This window comes from Pseudomonas sp. DF5, from assembly GCF_058148225.1.
The window spans coordinates 61,342-74,436 of record NZ_JBYVYM010000005.1; the positions used below are offsets into that span (position 1 = coordinate 61,342).

Consider the following 13,095-nt stretch of genomic DNA (forward strand, 5'->3'; position numbering starts at 1 on the left):
CTGTATTGGGGCTCAACGAGTTTGACGAGGCTCAGGAGAGGTTTGTCGAACGTCCTTAAGAGTGCAAAGACTTATGGCAAAGCGTGACTATTACGAAGTATTGGGTGTTGAGCGTGGCTCAAGCGAAGCAGACCTGAAAAAGGCCTACCGCCGCCTGGCGATGAAGCACCACCCGGACCGTAATCCCGATGACAAAGCGTCGGAAGATATGTTCAAGGAGGCCAACGAGGCCTACGAGGTGCTGTCCGATTCCAGCAAGCGCGCGGCCTATGACCAATACGGTCATGCCGGTGTCGACCCGAGCATGGGTGGCGGCGGTGCCGGTTTTGGCGGCCAGAACTTCTCCGATATCTTTGGCGATGTCTTCAGTGACTTCTTCGGTGGCGGTCGCGGCGGCTCCCGTGGCGGCGCCCAGCGCGGCAGTGACCTGCGTTACACCCTGGAGTTGAACCTGGAAGAAGCGGTGCGTGGCACGACCGTGAATATCCGCGTTCCGACGCTGGTCAACTGCAAACCGTGCGATGGCTCGGGTGCCAAGAAGGGCTCCTCGCCGATCGCTTGTCCGACCTGTGGTGGTATCGGCCAGGTGCGCATGCAGCAAGGCTTCTTCTCGGTGCAGCAGACCTGCCCGCGCTGCCATGGCCAGGGCAAGATCATTTCCGATCCGTGCGACTCCTGCCACGGCGAAGGTCGTGTCGAAGAGTACAAGACGCTTTCCGTCAAAGTGCCGGCCGGTGTCGATACCGGTGACCGTATTCGTCTGTCCGGCGAAGGTGAAGCAGGCGCGCAGGGTGGCCCGACCGGCGACCTGTACGTGGTGATCAATGTGCGTGAGCACGCGATCTTCCAGCGTGACGGCAAACACCTGTTCTGCGAAGTGCCGATCAGCTTCGTCGACGCAGCGTTGGGCGGCGAGCTGGAGATTCCGACCCTTGATGGTCGGGTCAAGCTGAAGATCCCTGAAGGGACTCAGACCGGCAAGCAGTTCCGTGTTCGCGGCAAAGGCGTTGCGCCGGTCCGTGGCGGCGGTGCCGGCGACCTGATGTGTCGCGTAGCGGTCGAAACTCCGGTCAATCTGGGGCGTCGCCAGCGCGAATTGCTGGAAGAGTTCCGTAGCTCCTTGGCCGACGACAATAGTCATTCGCCGAAAACCACCGGTTGGTTCGAAGGCGTGAAGCGCTTCTTCGGCGATTTGTAAGGAGTGAGCATGCGACGTATAGCTGTGATGGGTGCCGCCGGCCGCATGGGCAAGATTTTGATCGAGGCGGTGCAGCAGCGCGCGCCGCTGACCGGTCTGACTGCCGCCATCGTGCGCCCCGGCAGTACGCTTATTGGCGTGGATGCCGGTGAGCTGGCCTCGTTGGGGCGTATTGGTGTGCCGCTGTCCGGTAGTCTGGATTCGGTGGCCGATGAGTTCGACGTGCTGATCGACTTTACGCTCCCGGAAGTCATGCTGAAAAACCTGGCTTTCTGCCGCAAGGCGGGCAAAGCCATGGTGATCGGCACGACAGGATTGGACGCCGCGCAGAAGCAGCTGCTGGCCGAGGCGGGCAAGGATATTCCTATCGTGTTCGCGGCCAATTTCAGTGTCGGTGTAAATCTGTCGCTGAAGCTTCTCGACATGGCGGCGCGCGTGCTGGGTGATGATGCGGATATCGAAATCATCGAGGCTCACCACCGGCACAAGATCGATGCCCCTTCAGGTACGGCGCTGCGCATGGGTGAAGTAATCGCCAATGCGCTGGATCGTGATCTGCAGAAAGTTGCGGTCTATGGGCGTGAAGGTCACACCGGTGCGCGCGAGCGTGAAACGATCGGCTTTGCGACTGTTCGCGGTGGTGATGTGGTTGGTGATCACACGGTGCTGTTCGCCTGCGAGGGCGAGCGACTGGAAATCACGCACAAGGCATCCAGTCGTATGACCTTCGCCAAGGGTGCGGTACGTGCAGCTTTGTGGCTGGACGGTCGTGAGCCAGGCCTCTACGACATGCAAGACGTGCTCGACCTGCGTTAAGATGCAGCCGAAACCGGGTTCAAACATAGCCTTTGAGCCCGGTTTTAAACCGCCAAGCGACGTCCTGTCGCATTCTCCGGCCTTTAAGGCTCATTGGCGGTAGACCAAAAATGCCTTTTTCTGTAAGCTACAGCTTTAGTGTGTCCACTAAAAGCGCGCAGAATAATTCGATGAAGAAGCGGGGTGACGTGTCCATACGTCACTCCGCTTTTTTACAACCTGCGATCGCCCTTTCAGGCTTTATTTACGGGAGGTCTTCTTGACTAAGCCAGCCATACTCGCCCTTGCTGATGGCAGCATTTTTCGCGGCGAAGCCATTGGAGCCGACGGTCAAACCGTTGGTGAGGTGGTGTTCAACACCGCAATGACCGGCTATCAGGAAATCCTTACCGATCCTTCCTACGCCCAACAGATCGTTACCTTGACTTACCCGCACATCGGCAACACCGGCACCACGCCGGAAGACGCCGAGTCCGATCGCGTCTGGTCCGCTGGCCTGGTCATCCGTGACCTGCCACTGGTTGCGAGCAACTGGCGCAACACGATGTCTCTGTCCGACTACCTGAAAGCCAACAATGTCGTGGCTATCGCCGGTATCGACACTCGCCGCCTGACACGCATCCTGCGTGAGAAAGGCGCGCAGAACGGCTGCATCATGGCCGGTGACAATATTTCTGAAGAAGCCGCCATCGCCGCTGCCCAGGGTTTCCCTGGCCTCAAGGGCATGGATCTGGCGAAAGTCGTCAGCACCAAAGAGAAGTACGAGTGGCGCTCGACTGTCTGGGACTTGAAGACCGACAGCCACGCGACCATCGACGCTTCCGATCTGCCATACCACGTGGTTGCCTACGACTACGGCGTCAAGCTGAATATCCTGCGCATGCTGGTCGAGCGCGGTTGCCGCGTGACCGTGGTGCCAGCTCAAACGCCGGCGGCTGACGTTCTGGCTCTGAAGCCGGACGGCGTGTTCCTGTCCAACGGCCCGGGTGACCCTGAGCCATGCGACTACGCGATCCAGGCCATTAAAGACGTGCTGGAAACCGAGATCCCGGTATTCGGTATCTGCCTCGGCCACCAACTGCTGGCCCTGGCCTCCGGTGCCAAGACCCTGAAAATGGGCCACGGCCACCACGGTGCCAACCACCCGGTCCAGGATCTGGACAGCGGTGTGGTGATGATCACCAGCCAGAACCACGGTTTTGCGGTAGACGAAGCGACCCTGCCAGGCAACGTTCGGGCGATCCACAAATCGCTTTTCGACGGCACCCTGCAAGGCATCGAGCGTACCGACAAGAGCGCCTTCAGCTTCCAGGGTCACCCTGAAGCCAGCCCTGGCCCGAACGACGTAGCGCCACTGTTTGATCGCTTCATCAACGAAATGGCCAAGCGACGCTAATCGCTCGCCCTGATGTAGCGAAGCCTGGGGGCGGTCCCGAAACCGGCGGCCCCCTCAAGGCTTCAGAGATTGAACAAGACGGCTTGCCGACTGACCTGCGGATTTGAGTGACAACCCATGCCAAAACGTACAGACATTAAAAGCATCCTGATTCTCGGCGCTGGCCCGATCGTGATCGGCCAGGCCTGCGAATTCGACTACTCCGGCGCCCAGGCCTGTAAAGCCCTGCGCGAGGAGGGTTACCGCGTCATCCTGGTGAACTCCAACCCGGCGACCATCATGACCGACCCGGCCATGGCCGACGCCACCTACATCGAGCCGATCAAGTGGCAGACCGTTGCCAAGATCATCGAGAAAGAGCGTCCGGACGCGCTGCTGCCGACCATGGGCGGCCAGACCGCCCTGAACTGCGCCCTGGACCTGGAGCGCGAAGGCGTTCTGGAGAAGTTCGGCGTAGAGATGATCGGCGCCAACGCTGACACCATCGACAAGGCTGAAGACCGTTCGCGCTTCGACAAGGCGATGAAATCCATCGGTCTGGACTGCCCGCGTTCGGGTATCGCCCACAGCATGGAAGAGGCCAACGCGGTTCTCGATCGTCTGGGCTTCCCGTGCATCATTCGTCCGTCCTTCACCATGGGTGGCACCGGTGGCGGTATCGCTTACAACCGTGAAGAATTCGAAGAAATCTGCGCCCGCGGTCTGGATCTGTCGCCGACCAAAGAGCTGCTGATCGACGAATCGCTGATCGGCTGGAAAGAATACGAGATGGAGGTTGTCCGCGATAAAAAGGACAACTGCATCATCGTCTGCTCCATCGAAAACTTCGACCCGATGGGTGTGCACACCGGTGACTCGATCACGGTTGCGCCAGCACAAACCCTGACCGACAAGGAATACCAGATCCTGCGTAACGCCTCCCTGGCGGTACTGCGCGAGATCGGCGTGGAAACCGGCGGCTCCAACGTCCAGTTCGGCATCTGCCCGAACACTGGTCGCATGGTGGTCATCGAGATGAACCCGCGGGTATCCCGTTCCTCGGCCCTGGCATCGAAAGCCACCGGTTTCCCGATCGCCAAGGTCGCGGCGAAACTGGCCGTCGGTTACACCCTCGACGAACTGTCGAACGACATCACCGGCGGCAAGACCCCGGCGTCCTTCGAACCGTCCATCGACTACGTCGTCACCAAACTGCCACGCTTTGCCTTCGAGAAATTCCCGAAAGCCGACGCACGCCTGACCACTCAAATGAAGTCGGTCGGTGAAGTCATGGCCATCGGCCGGACCTTCCAGGAATCCCTGCAGAAAGCTCTGCGCGGTCTGGAAGTGGGTGTTTGCGGCCTGGACGAGAAGCTCGACCTGAGCAACCCGGAAAGCATGAGCATCCTCAAGCGCGAACTGACCGTGCCGGGTGCCGAGCGTATCTGGTACGTGGCTGACGCGTTCCGCGCGGGCCTGTCGGTCGAAGACATCTTCGGCATGAACATGATCGACCCGTGGTTCCTGGTGCAGATCGAAGATCTGATCAAGGAAGAAGAGAAGGTCAAGACCCTGGGTCTGTCCGCTATCGACCGCGACCTGATGTTCCGCCTCAAGCGTAAAGGCTTCTCCGATCAGCGTCTGGCCAAGCTGCTGGGCGTCACCGAGAAGAACCTGCGTACCCATCGTCACAAGCTGGAAGTGTTCCCGGTCTACAAGCGCGTCGACACCTGCGCCGCCGAGTTCGCCACCGACACCGCGTACCTGTACTCGACTTACGAGGAAGAGTGCGAAGCCGCGCCGTCGGGCCGCGACAAGATCATGATCCTGGGTGGCGGTCCAAACCGCATCGGCCAGGGCATCGAGTTCGACTATTGCTGCGTACACGCAGCGCTGGCCCTGCGCGATGACGGGTACGAGACCATCATGGTCAACTGCAACCCGGAAACCGTTTCCACCGACTACGACACCTCCGATCGTCTGTACTTCGAGCCAGTGACCCTGGAAGACGTGCTGGAAATCGTCCGCGTCGAGAAGCCAAAAGGCGTGATCGTTCAGTACGGCGGTCAAACCCCGCTGAAACTGGCCCGTGCCCTGGAAGCCGCTGGCGTGCCGATCATCGGCACCAGCCCTGACGCCATCGACCGCGCCGAAGACCGTGAGCGCTTCCAGCAGATGGTTGAGCGTCTGAACCTGCGTCAGCCGCCTAACGCCACCGTGCGCAGCGAAGACGAAGCGATTCGCGCCGCCGCCAAGATCGGTTACCCGCTGGTGGTTCGTCCGTCCTACGTACTGGGCGGTCGTGCGATGGAAATCGTTTACGAAGAAGAAGAACTCAAGCGCTACCTGCGTGAAGCGGTTCAAGTGTCCAACGACAGCCCGGTGCTGCTGGACCACTTCCTCAACTGCGCAATCGAAATGGACGTGGATGCGGTCTGCGACGGCACCGACGTGGTGATCGGCGCGATCATGCAGCACATTGAGCAGGCCGGCGTTCACTCCGGTGACTCCGCATGCTCCCTGCCGCCGTACTCGCTGCCTGCACATATCCAGGACGAGATGCGCGAACAGGTCAAGAAAATGGCCCTGGAGCTTGGCGTGGTCGGCCTGATGAACGTTCAGTTGGCGCTGCAAGGCGAAGACATCTACGTCATCGAAGTCAACCCGCGCGCATCCCGTACCGTACCGTTCGTCTCCAAGTGCATCGGTGTGTCCCTGGCGATGGTTGCGGCTCGCGTGATGGCCGGTAAAACCCTGAAGGAAATCGGCTTCACCAAAGAAATCATTCCGAACTTCTACAGCGTGAAAGAGGCGGTGTTCCCATTCGCCAAATTCCCTGGCGTGGACCCGATCCTGGGCCCAGAGATGAAGTCCACCGGTGAAGTGATGGGCGTGGGCGACACCTTCGGCGAAGCCTTTGCCAAAGCCCAGATGGGCGCCAGTGAAGTGCTGCCAACCGGCGGTACCGCGTTCATCAGCGTGCGCGACGATGACAAGCCGCTGGTTGCGGGCGTGGCTCGTGATCTGATCAACTTGGGCTTCGAAGTGGTCGCCACTGCCGGTACTGCCAAGCTGATCGAAGCCGCAGGCCTGAAAGTGCGTCGTGTGAACAAGGTGACCGAGGGTCGTCCGCACGTGGTCGACATGATCAAGAACGACGAAGTCACTCTGATCATCAACACCACCGAAGGTCGTCAGTCGATCGCTGATTCCTACTCCATTCGTCGTAATGCCTTGCAGCACAAGATCTACTGCACCACTACTATTGCTGCTGGCGAAGCTATCTGCGAAGCGCTGAAGTTCGGTCCCGAGAAGACCGTGCGCCGCTTGCAGGATCTACACGCAGGATTGAAGGCATGATCAAATACCCAATGACCGTCAAGGGCGCTAAAGCCCTGGAAGAAGAACACGCTCATCTGACCAAGGTCGTTCGTCCGAAACTCAGTCAGGACATCGGTACGGCCCGCGAGTTGGGTGACTTGAAGGAAAACGCCGAATACCACGCTGCTCGCGAGCAGCAGGGGATGGTCGAGGCGCGGATTCGTGACATTGAAGGCCGCATGCAAAACGCTGTGGTCATCGACGTAACGACCATCGAGCACACCGGCAAGGTGATTTTCGGCACCACCGTCGAAATCGCCAACGTCGAGACCGATGAAAGCGTGACTTACCAGATCGTTGGTGAGGATGAAGCAGACATCAAACTCGGCAAGATCTCCGTCGGTTCGCCGATCGCCCGTGCCTTGATCGCCAAGGAAGAGGGTGATGTGGTGGCGGTCAAAACGCCGGGTGGCGTTATCGAGTATGAGATTGTCGAAGTTCGCCACATCTGAAAGAAGGCGCCCGCTACGTGCGGGTGCCATGCTTTGGCAGCTGACCCAGATGCTCTGGGTTGGCGGCTTGTGGTTGTTGCACATCGGTCTGTTGCCGGTGCTGGGGCAAATAGGCCTGGCGCCGCTGCTGATCGACGAAATTGCAGGTGCGCTGAATACGCTGATGGTGGGATTCGCCACAGCGAGTGTGATTTTTCAGGCTTTGGTGCTGGTACAGGCCGAGGGCCTTGCCAGTCTATGGCGGGATATTCGCGGGCAACTGCTGCTGATGGCGCTGTATGGGTGCGCGATGTATTTCGCAGTACGCTTCGGTTGGCCGCAGGCGCTGCATTGGCAGTTGTTCAGCTATCTTGTCCTGGGTTTTTCCGGGCTGGTGCTGGTGATGCAGCCGGTGCCTGGATGGAGTGTCAGGGTGCGCGAAGCACACCCTTGACCCTTGCCATCACTTGAAGCGATGGACGTTCGACAGCTGCTTGTTGACGCTGAAGTTCTTGCGATAAATCAGTGTCATCTTGCCGATGACCTGAACCAGATCGGCTTTGCCGGCTTTGCAGAGTTCTGCAATGGCTGCCAAGCGCGATTCGCGATCGAGGATGTTGAGCTTGATTTTGATCAGCTCGTGATCCGCCAAAGCGCGTTCAAGTTCGGCTAACACACCTTCAGTCAAGCCGTTGTCAGCCACAATCAAAACTGGTTTCAGATGGTGGCCAATGGACTTGTACTGTTTCTTCTGCTCTTGAGTGAGCGGCATAATCTGACCCTTTCGTCTGGATTCTGTAAAATGGCGGCCATTTTACCCGAGGGCTCGTGGATCCGCCCAATTAATCACGACCCTTATCATCGAGGTGCCCAATGGCGCGTTCCAAGACAAGCCTTGGTTGGCTGAAAAGACATGTCAACGATCCCTATGTGAAGCAGGCGCAGAAGGATGGCTACCGCTCGCGTGCGAGTTACAAGCTTCTGGAGGTCCAGGAGAAATACAAGCTGATCCGTCCCGGCATGAGCGTTGTCGACCTGGGTGCGGCGCCCGGGGGGTGGTCGCAGGTGACTAGTCGTCTGATTGGTGGTCAGGGGCGTCTGATCGCCTCGGACATTCTGGAAATGGACAGCATTCCGGACGTGACTTTCATTCAGGGGGACTTCACCGAGGACGAAGTGCTCACGCGGATCCTTGAAGCTGTGGGTAATTCGCAGGTGGACCTTGTGATTTCCGATATGGCCCCCAATATGAGTGGTACGCCTGAAGTGGATATGCCAAAAGCCATGTTTCTTTGCGAGCTGGCGCTTGATTTGGCGGAACGGATACTCAAGCCGGGTGGTAATTTTGTGATCAAGATTTTTCAGGGCGAAGGGTTTGATGTTTACCTGAAGGATGCTCGTCGGAAATTCGACAAGATCCAGATGATCAAGCCAGACTCTTCCCGCGACAGTTCCCGCGAGCAATACATGCTGGCTTGGGGTTACCGCGGGCGTAGTGAGTAAAACGAGGTTTTTTGGCGGGGTGATAGGTTTTTCATATTTCGCCCCGCGTGCATTAGCGAATATCGTGTAGAAAGTGTTTCACAAAGGGTTACAGACGGCGCCTGCCAGAGCCGTAGGTAATGTAGTAAGTTAGGCCGGTGAATATCATGCGAAGCGCGCGCCATTAGCGGAGCTTGCTTCAGAGGGTAGTTAATTGAACGATATGGCAAAGAATCTGATCCTGTGGTTGATCATCGCGGCTGTCCTGGTGACGGTGATGAACAACTTCTCCAGCCCTAACGAGCCGCAGACCCTCAACTATTCCGACTTCATCCAGCAGGTCAAGGATGGCAAGGTCGAGCGCGTAGCGGTTGATGGCTACGTGATTACCGGCAAGCGCAACGATGGCGACAGCTTCAAGACCATTCGTCCGGCAATCCAGGACAACGGTCTGATCGGCGACCTCGTGGATAACCACGTCGTGGTCGAAGGCAAGCAGCCTGAGCAGCAAAGCATCTGGACTCAACTCCTGGTCGCAAGCTTCCCGATCCTGGTTATCATCGCCGTCTTCATGTTTTTCATGCGGCAGATGCAGGGCGGTGCCGGCGGCAAGGGCGGGCCGATGAGTTTCGGCAAGAGCAAGGCGCGCCTGCTCTCCGAAGATCAGGTGAAAACCACCCTGGCTGACGTTGCAGGTTGTGACGAAGCGAAGGAAGAAGTCGGCGAACTGGTCGAGTTCCTGCGTGATCCGGGCAAGTTCCAGCGCCTGGGCGGTCGCATTCCTCGCGGCGTGCTGATGGTTGGTCCTCCGGGTACCGGTAAAACCTTGCTGGCCAAGGCGATTGCCGGCGAAGCCAAAGTACCGTTCTTTACTATTTCCGGTTCCGATTTCGTCGAAATGTTCGTCGGCGTCGGTGCCAGCCGTGTCCGTGATATGTTCGAGCAGGCGAAGAAACATGCGCCATGCATCATCTTCATCGATGAAATCGACGCCGTCGGTCGCCACCGTGGTGCTGGCATGGGTGGCGGTCACGATGAGCGCGAGCAGACCCTCAACCAGTTGCTGGTAGAGATGGACGGCTTCGAAATGAATGACGGCATCATCGTCATTGCCGCGACCAACCGTCCGGACGTACTGGACCCTGCGTTGCTGCGTCCGGGCCGCTTCGACCGTCAGGTCGTGGTTGGTCTGCCGGACATCCGTGGTCGCGAGCAGATTCTCAAAGTCCACATGCGCAAAGTGCCGATGGGTGACGACGTCGCTCCGGCCGTGATCGCTCGTGGTACTCCTGGTTTCTCCGGTGCTGACCTGGCCAACCTGGTGAACGAGGCTTCGTTGTTTGCAGCTCGTGCCGGCAAGCGCATCGTCGAGATGAAAGAGTTCGAACTGGCTAAAGACAAGATCATGATGGGTGCCGAGCGCAAATCCATGGTCATGTCCGAGAAAGAAAAGCAGAACACTGCTTATCACGAAGCCGGCCACGCTATCGTCGGTCGCGTCGTGCCCGAGCATGATCCGGTCTACAAGGTGTCGATCATTCCGCGCGGTCGCGCACTTGGTGTGACCATGTTCCTGCCGGAAGAAGATCGCTACAGCCTGTCCAAGCGTGCACTGATCAGCCAGATCTGCTCGCTGTACGGCGGTCGTATCGCTGAAGAGATGACCCTGGGCTTCGATGGCGTCACCACCGGTGCGTCCAACGACATCATGCGTGCCAGCCAGATAGCACGAAACATGGTGACCAAGTGGGGGTTGTCGGAAAAGCTCGGTCCATTGATGTACGCCGAAGAAGAGGGCGAAGTGTTCCTCGGTCGTGGTGGCGGTGGTCAGCATGCCAGTTTCTCCGGCGAGACGGCCAAGCTGATCGACTCCGAAGTGCGCAGCATCATTGACCAGTGCTACGGCACGGCCAAGCAGATCCTCACGGATAACCGTGACAAGCTTGATGCGATGGCGGATGCCTTGATGAAGTACGAGACGATCGATGCCGATCAGATCGATGACATCATGGCAGGTCGTACGCCTCGCGAACCTCGCGACTGGTCTGGCGGCAACGACACTTCCGGCACGCCTCCGGTGGTGCAGGATGGGCGTCCGGAAACACCTATCGGCGGCCCGGCTGCTGACGTTTAAGGTTTGAAATGACTTCTGTTCAGTCCTCGACCCGGTTGCCTTGCGGCAACCGGGTTCTTGATTTGGCCCAGACGCATGTCATGGGCATTCTCAATGTCACTCCCGATTCCTTTTCCGATGGCGGCCGATACAGCCAGCTGGACGCGGCCCTGCGCCACGCCGAGGCGATGGTGGCGGCCGGTGCGACGCTGATCGACGTCGGTGGCGAATCGACCCGGCCCGGTGCCAGGGCTGTTTCGCCGCTTGAAGAGCTCGAGCGCGTAGCGCCTATCATTGAGCGCATCAGTCGCGAACTGGATGTGATTATCTCGGTCGATACCTCCACGCCTGCCGTCATGCGTGAAACCGCAAGGCTGGGGGCGGGGTTGATCAATGACGTGCGCTCGTTGCGTCGAGATGGTGCTCTGGATGCAGCGGCGGCCACCGGTTTGCCGGTGTGCCTGATGCATATGCTCGGCGAGCCAGGCGATATGCAAGACAATCCGCAGTATCAGGATGTTACGAAAGAGGTCGGCGAGTTTCTCGCTGAACGCATGGTTCAGTGCGCGTCGGTGGGTATCCCTGCTGAGCGGATCATTCTCGATCCGGGCTTCGGCTTCGCGAAAACCCTGCAGCACAACCTAAGTTTGTTTAAGCATATGGAGGCCCTTCATGCCTTGGGGCGGCCTCTGTTAGTCGGTGTTTCGCGAAAGAGCATGATCGGCCAGGCCTTGAATCGACCGGTGGGAGAGCGTCTGTATGGCGGTCTGGCACTTGCGGCGCTGGCATGGGTCAAAGGTGCGCGTATATTGCGCGTCCATGATGTAGCGGAAACAGTCGACGTGGTGCGGATGATCGCCGCCGTAGAGTCAGCCGAATAAGAATGATGGAGTACTTATGAGTAAGAAATATTTTGGCACCGACGGCATTCGTGGTCGGGTCGGTCAATACCCGATCACTCCTGATTTCATGCTCAAGCTTGGCTGGGCGGCAGGCATGGCATTTCGCAGCATGGGCGCGTGCAAGGTGCTCGTGGGCAAGGACACCCGGATCTCCGGTTACATGTTCGAGTCGGCGCTTGAGGCTGGGCTGACCTCGGCCGGTGCTGATGTGATGCTGTTGGGGCCAATGCCGACTCCGGCCATCGCCTATTTGACGCGGACCTTTCATGCCGAAGCTGGCATCGTGATCAGCGCTTCGCATAACCCTCATGACGATAACGGCATCAAGTTTTTCTCTGGTAAGGGCACCAAGCTCCCGGATGAAGTCGAGCTGATGATCGAAGAACTGCTAGACACCCCGATGACCGTGGTTGAGTCGAGCAAGATCGGCAAAGTGTCGCGAATCAACGATGCTTCGGGCCGTTATATCGAATTCTGCAAGAGCAGCGTTCCCACCGGCACCAGTTTTGCCGGCCTGAAGATCGTGCTCGATTGTGCTCACGGCGCGACCTATAAAGTAGCGCCTAGCGTGTTCCGGGAGTTGGGGGCCGAAGTTGTTGTGCTTTCCGCCCATCCTAATGGTTTGAACATCAACGAAAACTGCGGTTCGACCCATATGGCGCCGCTACAGGCTGCCGTATTGGCCGAGCACGCCGATTTAGGCATCGCCTTTGACGGTGATGGTGATCGGGTGCAGATGGTTGATCACACCGGCGCTGTTGTCGATGGTGATGAGTTGCTGTTCATCATCGCGCGCGACCTGCAAGAGCGCGGCAAGTTGCAGGGCGGTGTAGTCGGTACGCTAATGAGTAACCTGGGGCTGGAGTTGGCCCTGTCGGACCTGGCGATTCCTTTTGTGCGAGCCAACGTTGGTGACCGTTACGTCATCTCCGAGTTGTTGGAGCGCGATTGGCTGGTAGGTGGTGAGAACTCGGGGCACATTGTCTGTTTCAGTCACACCACTACCGGTGATGCGATCATTGCTGCATTGCAGGTACTGATGGCGCTGAAGCGGCGCGCAGAAGGTCTGGCTCAATCGCGTCAGGCGCTGCGTAAGTGCCCTCAGGTGTTGATTAACGTGCGGTTTGGTGGTGGCGCGAGCCCGCTCGAGCATCCGACTGTCAAGGAGGCCAGTGATCGTGTCACCCAGGCGATGGCGGGTCGTGGGCGCGTGTTGTTGCGCAAGTCCGGGACAGAGCCATTGGTGCGCGTCATGGTCGAAGGCGAGGACGAAGTGCAGGTTCGTGGTTACGCCGAAGAGCTGGCAAAACTGGTAACTGAAGTTTCTGCCTGATTTCGGCTTGCCAGCCATGATTGTGTTGGGTAACATCTGCGCCCACTTTGACCGACGAGGTACA

Annotated in this window: 11 protein-coding genes; 10 read left to right on the forward strand and 1 reads right to left on the reverse strand. The window is 58.6% G+C overall.

All coding sequences use genetic code 11. The annotated features are described in order from the left end of the window. Positions 1–73 precede the first annotated feature (73 nt). From dnaJ to AC30D7_RS06625, 6 genes are all read left to right on the forward strand, one after another. Entirely contained in the window at positions 74–1,198 is a 1,125-nt protein-coding gene (gene dnaJ, locus AC30D7_RS06600; protein ID WP_490133504.1) for a molecular chaperone DnaJ, read from the forward strand. A 9-nt stretch (positions 1,199–1,207) separates the two neighbouring features. Beyond that, positions 1,208–2,014: a 4-hydroxy-tetrahydrodipicolinate reductase gene (gene dapB / locus AC30D7_RS06605; protein WP_028939916.1), complete on the forward strand. Its 807-nt coding sequence runs from the start codon at positions 1,208–1,210 to the stop codon at positions 2,012–2,014. 259 nt (positions 2,015–2,273) lie between these two features. Next, on the forward strand, positions 2,274–3,410 hold the full coding sequence (gene carA / locus AC30D7_RS06610) for a glutamine-hydrolyzing carbamoyl-phosphate synthase small subunit (RefSeq protein WP_018929479.1): 1,137 nt from the start codon (positions 2,274–2,276) through the stop codon (positions 3,408–3,410). 117 nt (positions 3,411–3,527) lie between these two features. Next, complete coding sequence (gene carB, locus AC30D7_RS06615; protein WP_018929480.1) at positions 3,528–6,749, forward strand: carbamoyl-phosphate synthase large subunit; 3,222 nt, start codon at positions 3,528–3,530, stop codon at positions 6,747–6,749. Beyond that, a complete protein-coding gene (greA, locus tag AC30D7_RS06620) occupies positions 6,746–7,222 on the forward strand; it encodes a transcription elongation factor GreA (protein WP_018929481.1) in 477 nt (158 codons plus the stop codon). The genes carB and greA overlap by 4 nt, the downstream gene beginning before the upstream one ends. Before the next feature lie 28 nt (positions 7,223–7,250). Beyond that, the gene (locus AC30D7_RS06625) at positions 7,251–7,655 is read left to right on the forward strand and encodes a hypothetical protein (protein ID WP_007933533.1); all 405 of its coding nucleotides are present in this window, start codon (positions 7,251–7,253) and stop codon (positions 7,653–7,655) included. A gap of 9 nt (positions 7,656–7,664) precedes the next feature. Here AC30D7_RS06625 and AC30D7_RS06630 read toward each other — a convergent pair whose 3' ends face one another. Beyond that, positions 7,665–7,973, reverse strand: coding sequence for a YhbY family RNA-binding protein (locus AC30D7_RS06630; protein WP_490133505.1), 309 nt, complete (start codon positions 7,971–7,973; stop codon positions 7,665–7,667). Between the two features lie 101 nt (positions 7,974–8,074). Here AC30D7_RS06630 and rlmE point away from each other — a divergent pair, with 101 nt between their 5' ends. The 4 genes from rlmE (at position 8,075) to glmM (ending at position 13,031) form a co-directional block, all read left to right on the forward strand. After that, on the forward strand, positions 8,075–8,704 hold the full coding sequence (gene rlmE, locus AC30D7_RS06635) for a 23S rRNA (uridine(2552)-2'-O)-methyltransferase RlmE (protein WP_007933535.1): 630 nt from the start codon (positions 8,075–8,077) through the stop codon (positions 8,702–8,704). A gap of 202 nt (positions 8,705–8,906) precedes the next feature. Further along, a complete protein-coding gene (gene ftsH / locus AC30D7_RS06640; protein WP_018929483.1) occupies positions 8,907–10,817 on the forward strand; it encodes an ATP-dependent zinc metalloprotease FtsH in 1,911 nt (636 codons plus the stop codon). Positions 10,818–10,825: 8 nt separating this feature from the next. Then, positions 10,826–11,677 (forward strand): dihydropteroate synthase, encoded by an 852-nt coding sequence (gene folP, locus AC30D7_RS06645; RefSeq protein WP_490133506.1) that lies wholly within the window; start codon positions 10,826–10,828, stop codon positions 11,675–11,677. A 16-nt stretch (positions 11,678–11,693) separates the two neighbouring features. Then, positions 11,694–13,031 (forward strand): phosphoglucosamine mutase, encoded by a 1,338-nt coding sequence (gene glmM / locus AC30D7_RS06650; protein ID WP_490133507.1) that lies wholly within the window; start codon positions 11,694–11,696, stop codon positions 13,029–13,031. Positions 13,032–13,095 lie beyond the last annotated feature (64 nt).

Coding starts and splice junctions, on each gene's coding strand:
- dnaJ (WP_490133504.1), top strand. CDS start 74: ATGGCAAAGCGTGACTATTACGAAGTATTGGGTGTTGAGCGTGGCTCA.
- dapB (WP_028939916.1), top strand. CDS start 1,208: ATGCGACGTATAGCTGTGATGGGTGCCGCCGGCCGCATGGGCAAGATT.
- carB (WP_018929480.1), top strand. CDS start 3,528: ATGCCAAAACGTACAGACATTAAAAGCATCCTGATTCTCGGCGCTGGC.
- greA (WP_018929481.1), top strand. CDS start 6,746: ATGATCAAATACCCAATGACCGTCAAGGGCGCTAAAGCCCTGGAAGAA.
- AC30D7_RS06625 (WP_007933533.1), top strand. CDS start 7,251: ATGCTTTGGCAGCTGACCCAGATGCTCTGGGTTGGCGGCTTGTGGTTG.
- AC30D7_RS06630 (WP_490133505.1), bottom strand. CDS start 7,973: ATGCCGCTCACTCAAGAGCAGAAGAAACAGTACAAGTCCATTGGCCAC.
- rlmE (WP_007933535.1), top strand. CDS start 8,075: ATGGCGCGTTCCAAGACAAGCCTTGGTTGGCTGAAAAGACATGTCAAC.
- ftsH (WP_018929483.1), top strand. CDS start 8,907: ATGGCAAAGAATCTGATCCTGTGGTTGATCATCGCGGCTGTCCTGGTG.
- folP (WP_490133506.1), top strand. CDS start 10,826: ATGACTTCTGTTCAGTCCTCGACCCGGTTGCCTTGCGGCAACCGGGTT.
- glmM (WP_490133507.1), top strand. CDS start 11,694: ATGAGTAAGAAATATTTTGGCACCGACGGCATTCGTGGTCGGGTCGGT.